Source organism: Streptomyces sp. NRRL F-2580, from assembly GCF_000720115.1.
Lineage (GTDB): Bacteria > Actinomycetota > Actinomycetes > Streptomycetales > Streptomycetaceae > Streptomyces.
The window spans coordinates 80,361-99,753 of record NZ_JOIR01000035.1 but is presented as its reverse complement, the minus strand read 5'-3'; the positions used below and the strand labels follow the sequence as shown (position 1 = coordinate 99,753).

Below are 19,393 nucleotides of genomic sequence, written 5' to 3'. Positions count from 1 at the left end.
CGGTCCGCACCCGCACCCGCACCCGCTCTCGTTGCAGCTTTCTGATCGCATTTGCGCATCTGCCGCACCCATCACGCAAGCCCCTTCCCTCTCTGGCTCGAATCTGACAGCATCGTCCGCTATCCGGTGCCGAAGGTCCGGACGGGGGAGGGAATTCAACACGTGCTCGGCTTCGTCGTGCGCCGGCTGCGCGGGCGATGGCCGCTCGCCGTCGCCGTACTGCTCACCGTACTGATCACCGCGACCGCTCTGACCGCGCTGACGGCATTCACCCGTGGCGTGGAGGAGGAGGGGCTCCGGCAGGCCCTGACCGGCTCGGAGCAGGCCCGGACCACCGTCGTGGTCACCAGCGGCCACCCGGCCTCCTCCCGCGCCAAGGACGACGAGTCCCTCCGGGCCTACGCGGACGAGGTGTTCGGGCGGCTTCCGGTCACCACCGAGAGCGTGGCCCGCAGCCGTTCCTACGGACTGCCCGGTGCGGCCGCTTCGGGCCACGACGCCGACCTGACGCTGCTCGCCGCGCTCGGCCGGGAGCACGTACAACTGCTCGCCGGCCAGTGGCCCGCGCCGGTCACCGCCAACGGCACCGGCACCCCGGCCGCGCCGATGCAGGTGGCCGTGCCGCGCGCGGCCCTGGCCCGGCTCGGCCTGACCGAGTCCGCGCTGCCCGCACCGGTCCGGCTGGACGACCGCTTCGACGGCGCCGCGCTGACCGTACTGGTCACCGGCGTGTACCGGGCCTCCGATCCGGACGCCGGGTACTGGCGGCTCGACCCGCTCGGCGGCCGGGAGATCCAGTCCGGCTCCCTCGCCACCTACGGCCCGCTCCTGGTGGACGACAGCGCCTTCACGACCGGCGGCCTCCTGCAGAACTACCGCCTCACGCTGCTGACCCCGGACCTGGGCACGATCCGCGCCTCCGAGGCCGAGGCCGTCCGGACCGCGGCGAAGCCCGCCGCGGACGGCCTGGAGCGCACCACCTCCCTCCGGGCCGCCACCGAACTACCGAAGCTGCTCACCGAGTTGGACTCCGGCATGCTCGTCGCCCGGTCCACCCTGATGGTGGGAGCGCTCCAGCTCGCCGTCCTCTCCACCGCGGCACTGCTCCTCGTCTCCCACATCCTGACCGTGCGCCAGGAGCCGGAGCGCGTCCTGCTCACCGCGCGCGGCGCCTCCCGCCGGCGCCTCGGCGCGCTCGGCGCCGCCGAGTCGCTGCTGCTCGCGCTCCCCGCCGCCGTCCTGGCACCACTGCTCACACCACCCCTGCTGCGCCTGTTCGGCCGGTTCGGACCGCTCGCGCAGGTCCACCTGGAGATCCCGGACACCTGGCTGGTCTGGCCGGTCGCGGCCGGCTGCGCCCTCGCCTGCGTCCTGCTGACGACCCTGCCCTCCGTCCTGCGCGGCGCCTCGGCCGCGGTCCTGCGCCGCGCCGGCGGCAGGCAGGCCCTGGTGACGGGCGCCGCCCGCTCCGGCCTGGACCTGGCCGTGATCGTCCTCGCGGTCCTCGGCTACCAGCAGCTGTCGCAGTACGGAGGTACGGACGCGCAGGTGCCCGACGCCCCCGCCGACGGCGGGCTCGGCATCGACCCGGTCCTGGTCGCCGCCCCGACGCTGGCCCTGTGCGGGGGCACGCTGCTGGTCCTGCGGCTGCTGCCGTTCGCGGCGCGGGCCGGCGGACGGCTGGCGGCGCGCGGCCGGAGCCTCGGCCCGGCCCTGTTCGGCTGGCAGCTCGCCCGCCGGCCCGGCCGGGCCACCGGGCCCGTGCTGCTGCTCGTCCTCGCCGTCTCCAGCGGGATCCTGGCCCTCGGCCAGCACACCGCCTGGTCCGAGTCCCAGCGCGACCAGGCCGACTTCACGACCGCGGGCGGCCTGCGGATCTCCGGGAGCACCATGGCCCCGATGGGGCAGGCCGGACGCTACGGGGCACTGCCGGGCGCGGACCGTCTGATTCCGGTGGTCCGCCGGACGCAGCCGCTGCCCGGCGGGGGCACCACCGACGTCCTCGCGGTCGACGCCGCCAAGGTGGCCGAAGGCGTACCGCTGCGCGCGGACCTGCGCGGCGGCCACGGGATGCGGGAGCTGTTCGCCCCGCTCGCCGCGCAGGGCCCGGACGCCCCGGCGGGGTCCGCGGCCACCGGCGCGGCCGCAGCCGCCCCCGGGCAGGCTCCCGGTGTCGCCCTGCCCGGCTCCCCCCGCCGGATCGAGCTCGGTGTGACGGTACGGTCCGCCGGCACGAGCTGGGCGGCCGTGAGCCTGCTGCTGCGCGACCGGTTCGGAGCGACCCACGGGACGCCCTCGGTCACGCTGCCCACCGGCGGCGACGCCACCCTCGCCTTTCCCCTGGACGCCCTGACCGGTGCGCCGATCGGTTCGGCCGCGGCCCCGCTGACCCTGGCCGCGATACGGCTCTCGTACGCCGGGGACGAAGGCCCCGCGGGCGACGGCAGCGAACTGACCCTGCGCCGGATCGGCGTCTCCGACACCGCGGACGGCACGGCGACGGCGGTCGCCGCGCCGGGAGCCGCGGCCACGGGCGGCTGGCGGTCGGCGCCCCCGCAGGGACCCCGCAGCCTGCGGGCCCCCGCGCTCTCCCCGCTCCCGGCCGGTTCCACGGATCACCTGCAGGTGCGGTTCTGGGGCGGGGTCGGCACCGAGAAGGGTGTCAGCGCCGTGCTGTTCCCGGCGCCCGCCGCCGCGGCCCCCGCCGCGGTCCCGGCGGTCGCCACCACCGGCTACCTGCGGGCCATCAGTGCCTCCGTGGGTGCGACCGTCCCCGTCACGCTCGACGGCGCGACCGTCCCGATGCGGATCACCGCCGCCGTCGACTCCCTCCCGGTGGTCGGACGGTCGGGGCTCGCCGTCGACCTGCGCACGCTCGGCCGGTTCCTGGTGGAGTCCGCCGGCCAACTGCCGGCCCCGCCCACCGAGTGGTGGCTGCCCCCCGCCTCGGCCGCCGATCCGGTCCCGGCCCGCGCGGCGACCGCGCTGCGCGAAGGGTCCAGGACCGAGCGCGTCGAGCTGCGTGAGGAAATCGCCGCCCGGCTGCTGGAGGACCCGCTGAGCGCCGGCCCGCAGAGCGCGCTGGCCGCCCTCGCCGCCGCGTGCGCGGTGCTGGCGGCGATCGGCTTCGCGACGTCCAGCGCCGCCGAACGGCGCGTGCGCGGACGGGAGTTCTCTGTCCTGCTGGCGCTCGGCACCCCACGGCGGTCGCTGGCCCTGGCGGCCGCCGCCGAAGGCGGGGTGCTGATCGCCGTCGGGACCGCGGTCGGGACCGGACTGGGTGTCGCCCTCGACCACCTGATGGCGCCCCTGGTCGTGCTGACACCCGCCGCCGGGCGGCCGTTCCCGCCCGTACGGGTGGACCTGCCCTTCTGGCAGACCCTGTTGACGGCCGCCGCCATCGCCGCCGTTCCCCTGCTGTCGGCCCTGCTCAGCGGCCCCCGGGGCCGCGACATCGCCGCCCGGCTGCGTCCCGTGGAGGAGATGTGACCACCCCGCCGCCGTCCGCCACGCCGCCGCCGTCCGCCACGCCGCCGCCGGCAGCCGCCCCGCGGTCCCGGCCGCGGCCCGCGCCCTGGGTCAGGACCCGCTTGCGGGCGGCTCCCCTGGGCACCCTGCTCGCCGCCGCGCTGGCGTTCGTCGCCGTCCTGCTGGCCGCCGCGCTGCCGCGGGCCCAGGACCGGGGCGCCGACCAGGCCCTGCGGTCGTTCCTGGAGCGCAGCGGGCACACCGACACCAGCCTGCAGGTGACCGCGCCGGCCCCGGTGGCCGGGCAGAGCGCCGAAGCCCTGGACGGGACGCTGAAGAGCCTGCTGTCCCATACCGGAGGCACCTTCCGCGTCGACCCGGAGGCGGTGGTCCACGGCACGCGGACCACCAAGCGGCAGCCGCTGCTGAATCCGGAACTCTCCCGCCCGTCCGGCTTCCCGCCCGCGATGTCCCTGCTGTACGTCCAACAGGCCCCGGCCCACGTGAAGCTGGTGGAGGGGCGCTGGCCGAGCGACGCACGCCCGCCCGCGGGCGCCCCCGAGGGCGCCACCGCGTACGATCCGCCGTTGCAGGTCGCCCTCTCGCAGCGCGCCGCCGAGACCCTCGGTGCGCGCCTCGGATCCGTGCTGAGGAGCACGCCCCTGGTCAACGGCACGCCGTCCGTGGAGGTCGTCGGCCTCTACGCGGTCCCCGACCCGACCGAGGACTTCTGGGTGGGCCTCGACTGCCTCCCGCGCGCCTGCGAGCACTACAACGGGGAGAACCTCTCCTGGCACGTCGACGCCCTCATCGGAGCCGGCGGCCTCGGCCGGATGGACACCTGGGGCGACACCGCCGAGGACTTCTGGCGGCTTCCGGTGGACGTCGGCAGCCTGCGGGCCGACCGCCTCGACGCCACGACGAAGGACATCGCCTCGTACGTGGCCGGGCCCACCGCCGCCGCCCTCACGCGGGAGACCGCCCGCCAGCGGCTGCGGACCACCTCGTGGCTGCCCGAACTGTTCGAGCAGGCCCACGACCGCAGACAGGCCGCGGCGCCGCTCGCCCTGATCGGACCCGCCGGGGTCGGCGGGGTCGCCTTCGTGGTCCTGTGCCTGGCCGGCGCGCTCGCCGGGGACCGCCGGGACGCCGAGCTGCGCCTGCTGCTGGCGCGCGGCGGCTCGCGCGCCGGCATCGTCGGCCGGCTCCTCGGGGAGGGGGCCGTCACGGTGCTCCCGGCAGCCGCGGCCGCCACCGCGCTCGCCGTACTCCTGTTGCCCACGCCCCGGCTCGCGCCCGCGCTGCTCTCGGCCGCGGTGGTCGCCGTGCTCGCGCTCCTGGCCTTCCCCGTGCGGGCAGCCGTACTGCTGACCCCGACGCGTCCGGCCGGGCGGTGGCGCAGGCCCGTGGCTGAACTGCTCGTCCTCGTCGCCACGGCCGCCGCCGTACTGGAGGTCCGCCGCCGCGGGGTGGCCCCGGCCGGCAGCGACCCGGACCCGCTGCTGATCGCGGCTCCGCTGCTGCTCGCGCTGTGTGGCGGGCTGCTGCTGGCCCGGCTGCAGCCGGTCGTGACCGGCTGGCTCGCACGGGCGGCCGGCCGCCGCTCCGGGCTGGTTGGCTTCCTCGGGCTGGCGCGAGCCGCCCGCGGCTCGGGAGCGGGCGGCAGGCAGGCCCGTGGCCGCAGCGGCCCCTCCGTCCTGCCGATGGTCGCACTGCTCCTCGCCATCACCACCGGTGGATTCGGTGCCGCGGTCCTCGACTCGGTCGATGCGAACCGGCTGGGCGTCGCCCGGCTGGCGGTCGGGGGCGACGCGGCGATCACCGCGTTCGGAAAGGCCTCGCTCCCGGCCGGACTCGCGAACGCCGCGGGCGAGCTGCCGGGCGTACGGACGTCGGTGCCGCTGTGGATCGACCACGACTCCTCGATCCTCGGCATGACCCTGCGCTCCAGCCAGACCTCCGTGATCGTCGCCGAACCGGCCGCCTACGCGGAGCTGTCGCGCGTCCTCGGCTGCGGCTCCTTCGACCCCGCCCTGCTGGCCGCGGGCGGCGCGCGGTCCGCCGACGCGCCCGTGCCCGCCCTGTTCAGCGCCGGGCTGGCACGGCTGGCGGGCCCGGGCACCTTCACGGTGCGGCCCGGCAACGGCGGAGAGGTGAAGGCACAGGTCGTCGGCGTGATCGACTGCACCCCGGCCCGCCCCGCCCGGGACGCCGCGACCGTGGTCCTGCCGGCGGGCCCGGCGACGGCCCTCATCGGCGCCGACCAGCCGAACCAGTGGCTGGCCCTCGGCTCCGTAGACGGGGACCGGCTGCGCGCGCTGGTCCGGGCCGCGCTCCCGCCGGCGTCCTCGGCTCAGGCTCCCTCCCCGTCGCCGTCCCCGGCACTCGCCGCGGGTCGGGATCCGGCCGCCCCGGCGCACCCCGCCGACGACGTGTATCCCGTACGCACCAGTGCGGAGGCCGTCGCCGAGCTGGGCGCCGATCCGCTGCAGCGGTCGGCCGAGCGCCTCTTCTGGGCCTCCGTGGCGGGAGCCGCCGGCTTCGCGCTGCTGGCCGTTCTGCTGACGCTGATGCGGACCGTCCCCGAACGTGCGGCGCTGCTGGCCCGGCTGCGCACCATGGGGCTGCGCCGCCGCCAGGGCGTGGCGCTGATCCTCGCCGAGACCCTGCCGCAGACCCTGGCCGCGACGCTGGGCGGGGCCCTGGTCGCGTCGGCCGCGGTGGCGTTGCTGGGCCCGGCGATGGACCTGTCCACGCTGGTCGGCGCGAGCGTGCCGACCGGGGTACGGCTCACCGCGGGGCCCGTACTGACCCAGGCCCTGGGCCTGGCCGCCCTGGTCGCCGCGGCCGTGCTCGTCGAGGCGGCGACATCCGGGCGACGGCAGATCACCACCGAGTTGAGAGCGGGAGACCAGCGTTGAACACCGACCAGCCGACGTACGAGGAGCTGCGCCGCCGGGCGACGGCCGCCGCGGAGCCGCGCACCCCGGCGGTGGACGCCGCGATCGCCTGCGACCGTCTGGTCCGGATCTTCAGCACGGACGGCATCGAGGTGCAGGCCCTCCAGGGGCTGGAGCTTACGGTCGCCCAAGGCGACCTGGTGGCGCTCGTGGGCGCCTCGGGCAGTGGCAAGTCCACCCTCCTGAACATCCTGGCGGGCCTGGACGTCCCGACGGCGGGCAGCGCGGCGGTCGCCGGCTACGACCTGTTGGAACTCTCGGCGCGGGACCGGCTGCGCTACCGGCGCGAAGCGGTCGGGTTCGTCTTCCAGCAGACGGCCCGCAACCTGCTGCCGTTCCTGACGGCCGCACAGAACGTGGCGCTGCCGATGCAGTTGAGGGGCGCTGGCGGCCGGCGCGGCGCGGGCGCACGCCGAGCCGCCCGGGTCGCGGAGATCCTCGACGCCCTCGGCATCGGCGAACTGGCGCACCGGCGCCCGGCGGAACTGTCGGGCGGTCAGCAGCAGCGCGTCGCGATCGCCGTGGCGATGGCGAACGACCCCAGGGTGCTGCTGGCCGACGAACCCACGGGCGAACTGGACTCGGAGACGGCGGCGGCGGTCTTCGAGACCTTCCGCACGGTGAACAAGGAGCTCGGCGTGACGGTGGTCATTGTGACGCACGACCCCATGGTGGCGGGCGAGGTCCGGCGCACCGTGGCGATCCGCGACGGCCGCACCAGCAGCGAGGTCCTGCGCCGCCTGGTCACCGACGAGCACGGCGAGGAGTCGATCAGCGAACGCGAGTACGTCGTCCTGGACCGCTCCGGCCGCGTCCAGCTGCCCCCGAAGTTCCTGGAGGCCCTGGGCATGGAGCACCGCTTGGCGGTCGACCTGGCCCCGGACCACATCGAGCTCCGCCCGGACCGCAGCTAGCGGTCACGGGAGCGTCAGGGTGCGAGACCCTCGACGAGTTCGGCTCCGGGGAGTTCCGCGAACAGTTTCCCGGGCGCGATGAGCTTGCCACGGCGGCGTCCGCTGCCGACGAGTACGTACGGCATGTCGGCGACCGCGGGGTCCACCAGGAGCGGCCAGCCGTCCGGCAGACCCAGCGGCGTGATGCCGCCGTACTCCATGCCCGTCTGCTCCACGGCCGTCTCCATCGGCGCGAAGGACACCTTGCGCGCGCCCAGGTGACGGCGGACGGCGCCGTTCACGTCGGCCCGGCCGGCGGAGGGTACGAGGCAGGCGGCGAGGGTGGTCGCGCCGCCGCGCTTGGCGGCGACCACCACGCAGTTCGCCGACCGGCCGAGCAGCTCCTGCCCGTAGTGCGCGACGAAGGCGCCGGTGTCGGCGATGGCGGGGTCGGTGTCCACGTACAGGATCTGCTGAGCGGGGACGTGCCCGGCCCAGCTCCGGACCGCTGCGGCCACGGGCGGGACGAGGTCCGCGAGGCAGTCGGGGGCCGGTACCGCGTGGTCGAAGGGCCCGATGGGAGCGCGCATGACCGCACGCTAACACCCGACATGACAAAGGCAAGGAGGTCACCACTCCTTGCCACTCTCAACATATAGCGCACGGGGGGGCTTGCGGCAAGGCCCCTGCCGTGGCGCAGAATCGTCGGCCGAAGCCGGAACCTGCGGAAACGGGGCTTTCGTGAGGAACACGATGAACGCGCTGAACACGGTCGACGTGATCGTCGTCGGCGCTGGACCGACCGGCCTGATGCTGGCCTGCGAGTTGCGGCTGGCCCGGGTGCACGTGGTCGTGCTGGAGAAGCTGACCGAGCCGACGGGGCAGTCCCGCGGGCGCGGCATGCACGCGCGCAGCGTCGAGCTGTTGGACCAGCGCGGCCTGCTGGACCGGTTCCTCGCGGTGAGTGAGAAGTTCCGGGTCGGCGGCTTCTTCGGCGGCGTCATGAAGCCGTGGCCGGAGCGGCTGGACACCGCCCACCCGTACGGCCTCACCACCCCGCAGCCGGTCACCGAGCGGCTGCTCGAGGAGCGCGCCCTCGAACTGGGTGCCGAGATCCGGCGCGGCTGCGAGGTGGTCGGGCTGAGCCAGGACGGGGACGGGGTGACCGTCGAGCTGGTGCGTGGGGCCGTGAGCGGGGGGAGCAGCGCCGATGAGGGCGGAGCCGGCGGGGAGGGCATGCGCCTGCGGTCGCGCTACCTCGTCGGGTGCGACGGGGGCCGCAGTGTGGTGCGCAAGCTGACCGGCATCGGCTTCCCCGGCGAGCCCTCCCGCGTCGAGACGCTGCTGGGCGACATGGAGGTGACCGAGGATCCGGCGACGATCGCCGCCGCCGTCGAGGAGGTCCGCAAGACCCAACTGCGGTTCGGCGCCATCCCCGACGTGGACGGGGAGCAGGGGGTGTACCGCATCGGCGTGCCCGCCGACGGCGTGGCCGAGGACCGTACGACCGCGCCGACGCTCGACGAGTTCAAGCGGCAGCTGCGGGCCTTCGCGGGCACCGACTTCGGTGTGCACTCACCCCGCTGGCTGTCCCGGTTCGGCGATGCCACCCGGCAGGCCGAGCGCTACCGGGTCGGCCGGGTGCTGCTGGCGGGCGACGCGGCGCACATCCACCCGCCGACCGGCGGGCAGGGGCTCGGCCTCGGCGTGCAGGACGCGTTCAACCTCGGCTGGAAGCTGGCCGCGGAGGTCAACGGCTGGGCGCCGGGAGGGCTGTTGGACAGCTACCACGCAGAGCGGCACCCGGTGGGCGCCGCCGTGCTCGACAACACCCGCGCGCAGATGACGCTGCTGGGGACCGATCCGGGTGCGACCGCGCTGCGGAAGCTGTTGTCGAGGCTCTTGGACGTCGAGGAGGCGAACCGGTACGTCACCGGGATGATCACCGCGGTCGACATCCGCTACGACTTCGGTGAGGGCCACGCACTGCTCGGCCGCCGGATGCGGGACCTGAACCTGAAGCAGGGCCGGCTCTACGGGCTGATGCACGACGGCCGTGGTCTGCTGCTCGACCAGACCGGCCGGCTCTCGGTGGAGGGCTGGGCGGACCGGGTCGAGCACGTCGTCGATCTCGTCGACGCCGACGAGGAACTCGACGTGCCCGCGGTGCTGCTGCGGCCGGACGGCCACGTGGCGTGGGTCGGCGACGACCAGCGGGATCTGCTCAACCACCTGCCCAAGTGGTTCGGGGCCGCGGCGAGTTGAGGCGCCCGGGCGAGTCGGTCACGCGGTCGTGGGGCCCGTGGTGTCAGCGCGGTACCGGGGCGGCCCGTACGGTCAGGGAACGCGGAGCAACGGTGGGCTCCGTGGGCAGCCGGAGCGGGCTGCTGCCCGGCGTGATCGAACCGAGGACGCGGGGGCCGTCGGCTCCGGTGCATCCGGGAGCGTTGCCCGGGAGGCCGTGCAGGGTGAGGTACCCGAGCACGGCGAACGCGTACGCCTCCTTCGCCGCGGCCGGCAGCCCGAGCTCCTCCGAGGTGTGCAGCGCCGTGCCGCCCAGCTCGGCGCGGAGCATGCCCGTCAGCGTCGGGTTGCGCACGCCGCCGCCCGACGCGTAGACCTCGGTGGCGCCCAGCGGCCGCAGCGCGTCGGCGACGGTCCGGGCGGTGAGACGCGTGAGCGTGGCGACCAGGTCCTGCGGCGGGAGCTGCCCGAAGCCGGTCAGCCGGGAGCGCAGGTAGCCCTCGTGGAACAGTTCCTTGCCCGTGGTGCGCGGCGCGGGCAACCGGTAGTACGGCTCCGTGAGCAGCCGTTCCAGCAGGGCCTCGTGCACCCGTCCGGCGGCGGCGAGCTCGCCGTCCTCGTCGTAGGCGAGCCGCCCGCCGGTCAGCTCGCGCACCGCCGCGTCGATCAGCGCGTTGCCCGGGCCGGTGTCGAACGCGACGGGGTCGCCGTACCGCGGCAGCACGGTGACGTTGGAGATGCCCCCGATGTTCAGGGCGGCCGGCACACCGGGCCGGCCGCGCAGCAGCATCAGGTCGATCAGGCTCACCAGCGGCGCGCCCTGGCCGCCGGCGGCCACGTCCCGCGGGCGGAAGCCGGAGACGACGGGGCGGCCGGTGGCCTCGGCGATCCAGGCCGGTTCGCCGAGCTGGAGGGTGCCGTGGACCCGCCCGTCCGCCGCCCAGTGGTACACGGTCTGGCCGTGTGAGGCGATCAACTCGGCCCGTCCGTCGCACAGTTCCCGGTCGGCGCGGACGGCGAGCCGTCCGAACGTCTGCCCGATGTGCGTGTCGAGCCGGCACACGTCGGCGAGCGTGGTGGCGGTGGGCGGCAGGGCCGCCGCGAGCGCGCTCCGCAGCCCGGCCGGGTACGGCTCGCTCACCATGCCCAGCGGGGTGAGGTGCAGCGTGTCGTCCCCGGCCGGGACGCCCAGGTCGCAGGCCGCGGCGTCGACGGCGTCGTACGAGGTCCCCGACATCAGGCCGACCACCCTCATCGCAGGGGCTCCCGGTGGTCGTTCCCGCGCAGGGTCAGCAGTGCGAGTGAGCTGATGGCGCAGGCGCCGGCGGCGTAGTAGGCGGGGATGGCGGTGTCTCCTGTCCGTGCGGTCAATGCGGTGATGACGAGCCCCGCGCAGCCGGAGAACACCGCGTTGGTGAGGGCGTAGGCCAGCCCGAGGCCGGTGCAGCGCACTCGTCGGGGGAACATCTCGGCGAGCATGGCCGGCCCCGGTCCGGCCAGTAGTCCGACGAGCGCGCCCGCCGTCAGCACGGCCGCGGCCCGGGCTTGCGGGGAGGCGTCCGGGGACTGGAGCAAGTGCAGGAGGGGAAAGGCGAGTACGGCGATCCCGAGCGCGCCGCCGAGCATGACCGGGCGCCGCCCGTACCGGTCGCTGAGCAGCCCGGCGGGCAGGATCGAGGCGGCGAACCCCAGGTTGACGAGCGTGGTGGCCAGGAGGGCGTTGCGGAAGGAGGCCCCCAGTGTGGACTGGAGGTAGGACGGCAGGACGACGAGGAAGGTGTACCCGGCCGCCGACCAGCCCATGATCCGCCCGATGCCGAGGACGACCGCACGGGCCTGCACCCCACCGCCGGGCGGCACTTGGCCGCCGCGGGCCGCGGACGCGGCCTTGGCCGGGGGCGCCCCGGGCGGTTCCTCCAGCGCCGTGCGCAGCCACAGCGCGACCGCCCCGAGCGGCAGGGCCAGCAGGAACGGGATGCGCCACCCCCACGCGTACAGCGCCGGGGCGGGCAGGACCGTCGCCAGGGCGGCGGCCGTACCGGCGCCGGCCAGCAGGCCGAGGGCGACGGTGAAGGACTGCCACGCCCCGTAGAGGCCCCGCCGGCCCGGTGGCGCGTACTCCGCCAGCAGGGACACCGCGCCGCCGAACTCCCCGCCCGCGGAGAGTCCTTGCAGTACGCGCAGGAACGTGAGGAGCCAGGGGGCGGCCGGGCCGATGGCCTCCCGGGTGGGGAGAAGGCCGATCAGGGTGGTGGTGAGCGTCATGAGGCCGACGACGAGGACGAGGGTGGGACGCCGGCCGAGACGGTCGCCGAGGCGGCCGAAGAGCAGCGCGCCGACGGGGCGGAAGAAGAAGGCGAGCGCGAACGAGGCGTACGTGGCGACGAGCGCCTCGACACCGCTCCCGGATCGCGCGCCCGTGGGCGGGGTGAAGAAGTTGGCCGCGATGACGGTGGCGAAGCAGCCGTAGACGCCGAACTCGTACCACTCGACGAGATTGCCGGCCGAACCGGCGAGCAGGGCCCGGCGGGCAGCGGCGCGAGGCGGTGGCGCCGGGAGCACTTCGGTCGAGGTCACCCGTGCTGAGTTCCCGCTCGGCGGTGGCCCGATGCCTCGTGGCGGCGCGGTTCAGCCGTATGCGCCGGGGAGTTGGCAGGCCGGTTCCGAAGTTCCCGGATTTCGGCGGGGTTTGGGACCGCGTTCGGAAGTCATGCATAACTATTATCTCGAATCGAATGGAAATTCGGGACAATTCGCGCCGTGTCCGAGGCCGTCAGTCGCATTGTGTCGGTGAAAACTGGTCCGCCGTCAGAGCCAAGCCACGACGTATTCCACCGAGAACAGGACCGGACCGCTGATCTGAACCGAACTGCCGCCTGCCAACCGATTGCGGAGGTATCACGATTGTCCTGCTTCGGGACCGACTTCCGAAAGGCCCCCAAGGGCTCTCTCCTCACGGGCTGTTGCCCCAGAGCGCGTGCCGTCTTCTCCATACTGCTGCTCACCGCCGTCGCACTGACCGGCTACGCGGAGCCGGCCGAGGCGGCAGCCCCCTACGGCGCGAGAGCCGTGGAGGTGGCCGCCTCCAAACAGGGCTCGCCGTACGCCTACGGCGCCACCGGGCCCAAACGCTTCGACTGCTCGGGGCTGACCCTCTACGCCTTCAAGAAGGCCGGCAAACGCCTTCCGCGCACCGCCGAGCAGCAGTACGAGCACACCCGCCACATCCCCAAGTCCGATCGCGTGACCGGTGACCTGGTCTTCTTCCCCCGCGGCGCGACCATGGGCCACGTGGGCATCTACGCGGGCGAGGACAGGATCTGGCACGCTCCACGCCCAGGCACCTTCGTCCGCCTGGAGCGGATCTGGAGCACAGAGGTCCGCTACGGCCGGCCCACCTGAACCGGCGCCCGGCCCCGAACCCCCGGCGCCCCGAAGCTCCCGCAGACCGTCCCGCGGGGCGGCCAGGGCGCTAGTGCAGCCGCCAGGTGAGTTTACCGCCGCCCACCCAACGGACCGCGTCCGGATCGTCGAGGTCGTGGATCGTGATTCCCGCGGCCGCGGCAGCCAGGATCACGTCGGTCATGGACTCCGCCATACGGACCATCTCCCCGTCGATCTCCACGATCCGGAAAGGCGGATCGCCGGGCTGCACTGCCAGCACTGTGACCCTCGGCGAGGAGATGTACGGGCTCGAGCTCTCTGTCATGCGGAGATCGTTCCATGCCGACGCCCACGTAATGCGATTCGTCGGCGCGTCTACCGCCGAGTGGACGCAGCCGGTTCCGGCTTCACACTATCGGTGTGTCGGGTCACCGCTGAATCGATTCGGCCAGGTGGGTGGCGCCTAGGGTGATCGCATTGTTGTCAGCAACCGAATTCCGAGGAGTTTCCGTGCACGCTCGTCGCCTCGCCACCGCCCTGCTGTCCGCCGGCCTGATGATCGCGGGCGGGCTGGTCACCGCCACGCCCGCGACCGCCGATCCGTGCGGGTACTTCGCCACGGGCTCCGATTCCTTCTACAACCACTGCACGAACGACGGCTCCCGGGTCATCATCGAGGTCGAGGTCTTCGGGCCCAACTACGAGAAGTGCGTGGCCCCCGGCAAGACGTGGCTCGGATCGCGCAGCAAGGTGAGCAACGCCCACTACGTCGGACGCACCTGCTGAGCGGACGGGCGCTGCGCCGGCCGACACGGGTGCGAGCGGGTCCGTAAGGGTCCGCGCCCGGCGCCGGCGCAGTTCCCAACCTCCCGGGGGGATGTCAGTGCTCTCGTGCATGATCGATCCATGACGCACGCTCCCGCCGAAGCCCTGCACGAGCTCGCCCACCGCCTCCTCTCCCCCGACGACGCCGCGCGATGGCTCGGGATGCTCGCCCCGGGCCTGCGCCTGGCGCACGCGGGTGACGGACCGCGGGCGGGGCAGCTCGGAGGACTGCCGGAGCTGCCCGCCGACACACCGTGGCCGGTGTGGGAGGGGAACGGCCCGCTCTCGCACATCGCGTCCCTCGACTGCGCGGCCCTCGCGGCGGCGGGCGACGTCGGCCTCTCCCTGCCCACCTCCGGGACGCTCCTCTTCTTCCTCTTCGACGGGCGCCTCGACGGCGAAGACCCCCTCGTCCACCCCGAGGACCCCGAAACCCGACCGGGCGCCCAGGTGCTGTACGTCCCGGCCGGCGCCGCCACCCACCCGCACCCCGCCCCCGCCGGGCTGCCCCCGTACCCCGAGGTGCCGCTCAGCGCGCAGGCGGGGCTCACCGTGCCGGCGGACGACGCTCCGAGCGTGCGCGCTGCCTTCGGCGACGTCGTCGGCTCGCGCGACTGGCGCGGCCACCCGGTCAACGCCAGGCCCTTCTCCAAGGCCCTCAGGGCCCTCGACCCCGATCCCAGGGGCGCCCGGCACCGGCTCGGCGGCCACGCCGTGCCCGTACAGGGGGCGGTGGAGTGGGAGATCGCGGGCGCGCTGCTCGGCCCCGGCACCTCCTGGCAGGACCCCCGCCTGGCCGACGAGGCCGCCGGGTGGGTGCTCCTCGCGCAGATCGACACCGATCACGAGGCGGACATGATGTGGGGGGACGTCGGGACCCTGTACTGGCTGATGCGCCCGGCCGACCTGGCGGCGGGCCGCTTCGAGGAGGCCCGCTTCACCTGGCAGTGCTGCTGACACGGCCTCGGCGGCGGGGGAACACCCCGATACTCCCCTCTCGTGGGGCAGTTGGCAGCGTGAAGTCCACGCGCTCGGGGTACTTGTCCCTCACGGTGAGCACCACACGGCCCGGCCGGCTTCGACACTCCGCTGCCGAGTGACGCTCCCCGGGGCATGGCGTCCGCGGCCACAACGGCCGCGCCGCTCACGATCGTTGCCCGAAGGCGGTTCATGGTGACTCTTCTCGTCGCAGATGTATCGGCGTTCCTCGGCGCGTGTGCCTTCTTCGGCGCGTGTGCGCACCTCGGCACCGGCGGCAAGGACAACGCATCGTGCTACGCGGCGAGTCACCCCACCGTCCGGCGGCCGCGGTCGAACCCGGTGCCCCCGGCCCGCATGCCTCCGCCGGCGGCCGTCTCCCCTGCCGCTGCTCCCGCCGACTCCCACCCGAGGAGCACCCGTGGCCGTCCTCACCACGATCGCCGTGATCCTCGGCGCCTGGTGCGCCGTCGGCGTCGCCACCGCCGCGCTGTACGCAGTACTGCGCGCCCGCCACGTCCGGCGGCAGCGGGCGCTGGCGTCCGCGCCCGAAGGCACCGTCTGCCGGTGCGCCCGCACGGCCGGGTCCGGCGAACGGGGCTCGCCTGCGGCGCGGACCGCTCCGATCGTCGCGCGTACGACCGCGCCGGACGGGGCGTGATCGCGCCACAGGTCGCACGAACACCCGGGCGCCGCCCACTCGTCCGGGCTGCTCGGCGGTCCGGACGCCGACCGCGACGCCGTCACCCCGCCTTGCCCGAGGTCAGGCAATAACGCTGGGCTGGTGAAAGGCACGACCGGGATGGCCTGGAGGCACGCCTGCGCGCGATGGAGGAGGCTCTCGCGCAGGTCGGCACGTCGTCCGACGAGCGGGAGCCTGGCGGGAGCTCGCCGGGTTCGTGTTCCGGACCATGTGCGACGCCGCGGCCGTGGACCTGACCTCCCGCAGCGGCAGGAACGAACGGGTGGCCACAGCCGGCACGACGGATCTCCTGGACGGCCCCACCACCGAGACCGCCCCCGCGGTCCGGGCGCTGGACGAGGGGCATCCCGTGCACGCGTACACCCGCCGGGGCGCGGAGGGGGCCGTCCACGTCCTGTCGGTGCCCGGACACCCCGGTCAGCGCGCGTCCGATGCGTCACGTTCGTACAGCCCTGATCGCACTCGCCGACGGGGGTACGGAGCGAGTCTGCTGGCGCTGCGAGCGAGTGGGGCGGCTCCGGCGTGCGGGCCCTGGCCTCCGGCGACTGCGAAGGCAGTCTCAGCGCCATGGCGGCGTCGTACTCGGAGCCGCCCGAGAGGGCTCGGCAGTGCCAGAAAACCGTCAAGTACGGAACGGGAATTACGGCAGGGCGGAGATTCGCCACAGAGGCCAATTTCGTCAGCACTTCATTGCGCGCAGCCACTAAATAGCAAATGTTTGAAGCGGCAACCCTTGAGGCCGCGTGAAATCACCAAGATTCTGGCTGTATCGGGTGCGACTGCCGCCCTGACTGCAACCAGGGGGCTGGGGTGTCCCATGCGGAAGGTAGTTCTCCGTTAGGCGTCCCCACCAGCTCGACCTCCGCGGACGGCAAGTTCTTCACCCCGGGCCCGAACACCGTGGTCGAGCGGACTGAGGCACCGGCCGGAAACAGTCAGCTGTCGGCCGAGACTGCTTCTCCGGTAGCCCCTGCACCGACAGGCGCGGACGTCTTCTATCGAATCAAGAACGGCCACTGGATCGCCCAGTCCTGCGGAACCGACATCATTCGTCCTGTCGGTCGACAAGAGCGTGGCCGCCACCGTCACGAGGGAGATCAACGTCGACCTCAAGTACATCTCGGCGGGCCTGGGCTGGAGCGTCACCAGCACCTACGGTGTCAAGAACGAGTCGCGTTCCGAGGTGCTCGAAGGCGAGTGGGGGCCATCCAGGCCTTCCCGCTCTACCACATATAGGAAGGCGAGGCCTGGTCCGGTGCCGGCGGCGACCTGCCTACGGGGAAGAGGGTCTGGGCCTACAAGCCTGTGGGCGTCTGCTTCAATCAGTGGACGCAGTAACGAAGCGCTGAAGATACGACCTGAATGAGGTGCAGCCCCATGGCTCGAAATCATCGGACTCTAGCCATCGGGGCTGCCTTCATTTTCTTCATCGCAGGGTGTGAAAGCGGCGGTCGCCGCGACGGTGAAACGCCCCCGAATGGCATCCAATTCGCCCCTCTGGCTCAACTTGAAGCGATTTCCGTCTCTGGCGATCCACTGGCCGACATATCAGACCCCGTCAAGATTCTTTCCGAGCTTCAATATGGCCAGAATCGCCTTATCGCCTACGTGAATAACGATTCCTGTGGAATCCTGGCCGCTTCCAAAGGAGACCCTAAGGTGAATCAAATTCATCTGGTCTCGAAGTGGCCTGCCAATGGCCAGGGAAGCAACGGTTACCCGGCAGGCCCCTACAACAGCGCCTCAGGCCCCGGAAACCAGAGAGTCTGGGCATCCCTCCTGTGCAGTAAGAACGCCATGGTGATTGAATACGCCTCCGGTGAAGGTGCCCCGGAACAAGCTCGCGGTCAGGTCACCGTCACACAAGCCGCCAACATCCCAGCAACCTCGCGGATCACCATCGGGGATTCCCAGACGCGAAAGCAGATCGAGAACTGGGTGAAAGCGTCGGGCAAGCCGGCCGACACAGACACTAGGGTCCACCTTCAAACCGATCTTGCCCAGAGCAGGAGCGATGCGAGTGTGACCGCTGCTTCGTAGGAGGTGGCTGTCTTCTCGTAGCGGGTGGCGATGCCTCGGAAGCCTTTCAGTCGATTGAAGCAGCGTTCGACCGTGTTGCGACGGCAGTAGATCTTGCTGTCGAAACCCGTCGGTCGGCCGCCTCGCCGGCCTCGGTTGTGGCGGTGCCGTTTCTGGTCTCTCTTCTCCGGGATGGTGTGCCCGATGCCGCGTCGGCGCAGGTAGGCGCGGAATCCCCGCGAGCTGTAGGCCTTGTCGGCGATGACGTGGTCCGGTCGGCAGCGGGGCCGGCCAAGGCCGGTGCGGGGCACCCGGATGCGTTCGAGCAGAGGTCGTGCGCAGATGCCGTCGTGCCGTTGGCCGGGAGTCAGCAGTACGGCCAGGGGCCGGCCGCGGCCATCGCAGGCGAGATGGATTTTGGTGGTCAGGCCTCCGCGGGATCGGCCGAGGGCGTGATCGTCCGCTTCGTCCGCCCGATGTTTCCCCCTTTTCGCCCCGTGGCGGCGGCGTGCTGGTGGGCGCGGACGATGGTGGAGTCGATCTGGACCAGCCAGTCGATGTCACCAGCCGCGTCGGCCTGCGCCTGGATCTGCTGCAGGGCCCGGGTGAACACTCCGTCGATGGCATAGCGGCGGAAGCGGGTGTAGACCGACTTCCACGGGCCGTAACGTTCCGGCAGGTCACGCCAGGAAACCCCGGTCCGGATCTTGTAGACCATCCCGTTGATGACCCTGCGGTCCTCCGCCCGAGGCCGGCCCCTGCCGGCCCTCGGTATCAGCGGGGCCAGCAACTCCCACTCGGCATCAGTCAGTTCATGACGACGAATCACGAGACCATGATCCATCATCGAACGATCATTTGAAGACGGACCCCCTGAGCAGCACCGGATCTGCGCTCATATCCTGAGCTGATGTATGAGACCTCCGCCGCTCTGGCGACCGCCCGCTGGCCGCTCGCCGCAGCCGCGGAGACTGACTGGCTTCGTGCACTGGCCGCCGACGACGGGCTCACCGGTTTCATGCCGCCACCGCTGCCTGATGCGGCCTGGGTGCTCCACGCCATGTACGAACACGAACTCGGGCCCTTCGAGATGTCGTACGTCGAGTACCAGCGTGCCTTCCTGAACTGGAACGCCACCAGCCCGGAGATCATCCCGGGTCTCGACCCGGCGGACGTGTTCACCGACCTCTCGAACACCTTCGCCAAGCGGACGGGCGAGGACCCCGGACCACGCTACCGCCGTCTGCGCTGGGCGGAACTCTCCATGCGGACCGGAGACCCCGTGGCCCCCGAGGGGTTCCTGCCCTGCCCCAGGTCCTTCCCTTCGCTCCACGAGACGGACGGTTGGCCGGTCGGTATCGCGTCGCCCTCCGAGGGCAGCCTGGACCGTGCCGACTGGAACCGACTGATCGAGATCCTCACCGAGCACAGCCCTCAGGGCCCGGACACCCGCTGCCTCGCCTACTACACCCCGCTGGGGCAGAGGGCCGAGGACTTCGACAACCTGCACGTCCGGGCTGGCCGGCTCACGGACGCCAAGGCCTTGTATGACCACCCCGAGGAGGAGTTCTGGAGCCCGTCCAACCTCTGGGCCCACGACCGGTCCTGGGCCCTGTGTACGGATTACGACTTGTGGGCCACCAAGGTCGCCGGCCCGGCGCCGCTCGTCGAGGCCCTCCTCAACGACTCGGAGATCGAGGCCGTACGACTGCCCTGGGCTCGCTGATCCGACCGCCCGACCTGGGGTGGCGGCGGTCGCCCATTCTCCCCACCTCGGTCAGTTCGGCGTGAGGTAGTTCCCCGTCCAGGTGGTCACATTCCCTCATGAGGACGCTGACGGCCGCCTGCCGCCTCCTAACAGGAAGTCACACGGCCGCGAGATAGGTAACCGTCAATGATGGGTATGGGCTTCGGCCTCC

The 19,393-nt window shown here is 72.9% G+C and carries 15 protein-coding genes; 10 read left to right on the top strand and 5 right to left on the bottom strand.

The window, feature by feature from the left end:
- The first annotated feature begins 162 nt into the window (after positions 1-162).
- From IF88_RS0130775 to IF88_RS0130765, 3 genes are all read left to right on the top strand, one after another.
- Positions 163-3,489: an FtsX-like permease family protein gene (locus tag IF88_RS0130775; protein WP_051837848.1), complete on the top strand. Its 3,327-nt coding sequence runs from the start codon at positions 163-165 to the stop codon at positions 3,487-3,489.
- Between the two features lie 101 nt (positions 3,490-3,590).
- A complete protein-coding gene (locus tag IF88_RS0130770; RefSeq protein WP_051837844.1) occupies positions 3,591-6,389 on the top strand; it encodes a hypothetical protein in 2,799 nt (932 codons plus the stop codon).
- A complete protein-coding gene (locus tag IF88_RS0130765; protein ID WP_030719748.1) occupies positions 6,386-7,342 on the top strand; it encodes an ABC transporter ATP-binding protein in 957 nt (318 codons plus the stop codon). Before IF88_RS0130770 ends, IF88_RS0130765 begins: the two co-directional genes overlap by 4 nt.
- Before the next feature lie 14 nt (positions 7,343-7,356).
- Here IF88_RS0130765 and IF88_RS0130760 read toward each other — a convergent pair whose 3' ends face one another.
- The gene (locus IF88_RS0130760; protein WP_030719745.1) at positions 7,357-7,911 is read right to left on the bottom strand and encodes a YbaK/EbsC family protein; all 555 of its coding nucleotides are present in this window, start codon (positions 7,909-7,911) and stop codon (positions 7,357-7,359) included.
- Positions 7,912-8,074: 163 nt separating this feature from the next.
- Between IF88_RS0130760 and rox the strand changes: the two genes are divergently transcribed.
- The gene (gene rox / locus IF88_RS0130755) at positions 8,075-9,586 is read left to right on the top strand and encodes a rifampin monooxygenase (protein ID WP_030719742.1); all 1,512 of its coding nucleotides are present in this window, start codon (positions 8,075-8,077) and stop codon (positions 9,584-9,586) included.
- A 43-nt stretch (positions 9,587-9,629) separates the two neighbouring features.
- Here rox and IF88_RS0130750 read toward each other — a convergent pair whose 3' ends face one another.
- A complete protein-coding gene (locus IF88_RS0130750; RefSeq protein WP_051837840.1) occupies positions 9,630-10,820 on the bottom strand; it encodes an anhydro-N-acetylmuramic acid kinase in 1,191 nt (396 codons plus the stop codon).
- Positions 10,817-12,142 (bottom strand): MFS transporter, encoded by a 1,326-nt coding sequence (locus IF88_RS0130745; RefSeq protein ID WP_030719738.1) that lies wholly within the window; start codon positions 12,140-12,142, stop codon positions 10,817-10,819. The genes IF88_RS0130750 and IF88_RS0130745 overlap by 4 nt, the downstream gene beginning before the upstream one ends.
- 414 nt (positions 12,143-12,556) lie before the next feature.
- Here IF88_RS0130745 and IF88_RS0130740 point away from each other — a divergent pair, with 414 nt between their 5' ends.
- Complete coding sequence (locus tag IF88_RS0130740; protein WP_030719736.1) at positions 12,557-12,967, top strand: C40 family peptidase; 411 nt, start codon at positions 12,557-12,559, stop codon at positions 12,965-12,967.
- 70 nt (positions 12,968-13,037) lie between these two features.
- Here IF88_RS0130740 and IF88_RS0130735 read toward each other — a convergent pair whose 3' ends face one another.
- A complete protein-coding gene (locus tag IF88_RS0130735; RefSeq protein WP_030719735.1) occupies positions 13,038-13,274 on the bottom strand; it encodes a hypothetical protein in 237 nt (78 codons plus the stop codon).
- Positions 13,275-13,459: 185 nt separating this feature from the next.
- On the opposite strand from IF88_RS0130735, the gene IF88_RS0130730 reads away from it, so the two are divergent.
- From IF88_RS0130730 to IF88_RS46835, 4 genes are all read left to right on the top strand, one after another.
- Positions 13,460-13,735, top strand: a complete 276-nt coding sequence (locus IF88_RS0130730) for a DUF6355 family natural product biosynthesis protein (RefSeq protein ID WP_030719732.1) — start codon at positions 13,460-13,462, stop codon at positions 13,733-13,735.
- 120 nt (positions 13,736-13,855) lie between these two features.
- Positions 13,856-14,731 (top strand): YwqG family protein, encoded by an 876-nt coding sequence (locus IF88_RS0130725; RefSeq protein WP_030719730.1) that lies wholly within the window; start codon positions 13,856-13,858, stop codon positions 14,729-14,731.
- A 442-nt stretch (positions 14,732-15,173) separates the two neighbouring features.
- Complete coding sequence (locus IF88_RS0130720) at positions 15,174-15,413, top strand: hypothetical protein (protein WP_030719728.1); 240 nt, start codon at positions 15,174-15,176, stop codon at positions 15,411-15,413.
- A 1,419-nt stretch (positions 15,414-16,832) separates the two neighbouring features.
- Positions 16,833-17,495: a hypothetical protein gene (locus tag IF88_RS46835; protein WP_158754677.1), complete on the top strand. Its 663-nt coding sequence runs from the start codon at positions 16,833-16,835 to the stop codon at positions 17,493-17,495.
- On the opposite strand, the gene IF88_RS44390 is transcribed toward IF88_RS46835, so the two are convergent.
- Positions 17,441-18,300 (bottom strand): IS5 family transposase gene (locus tag IF88_RS44390; RefSeq protein ID WP_420711013.1). Its coding sequence is split into 2 segments (ribosomal slippage): positions 17,441-17,934 and positions 17,934-18,300, totalling 861 coding nucleotides; the frame shifts between segments, so codons are not numbered across the junction. The two genes, IF88_RS46835 and IF88_RS44390, sit on opposite strands and share 55 nt — an antisense overlap.
- Positions 18,301-18,384: 84 nt before the next feature.
- On the opposite strand from IF88_RS44390, the gene IF88_RS0130705 reads away from it, so the two are divergent.
- Entirely contained in the window at positions 18,385-19,200 is an 816-nt protein-coding gene (locus tag IF88_RS0130705; RefSeq protein ID WP_030719720.1) for a hypothetical protein, read from the top strand.
- The last annotated feature ends 193 nt before the right edge of the window (positions 19,201-19,393 follow it).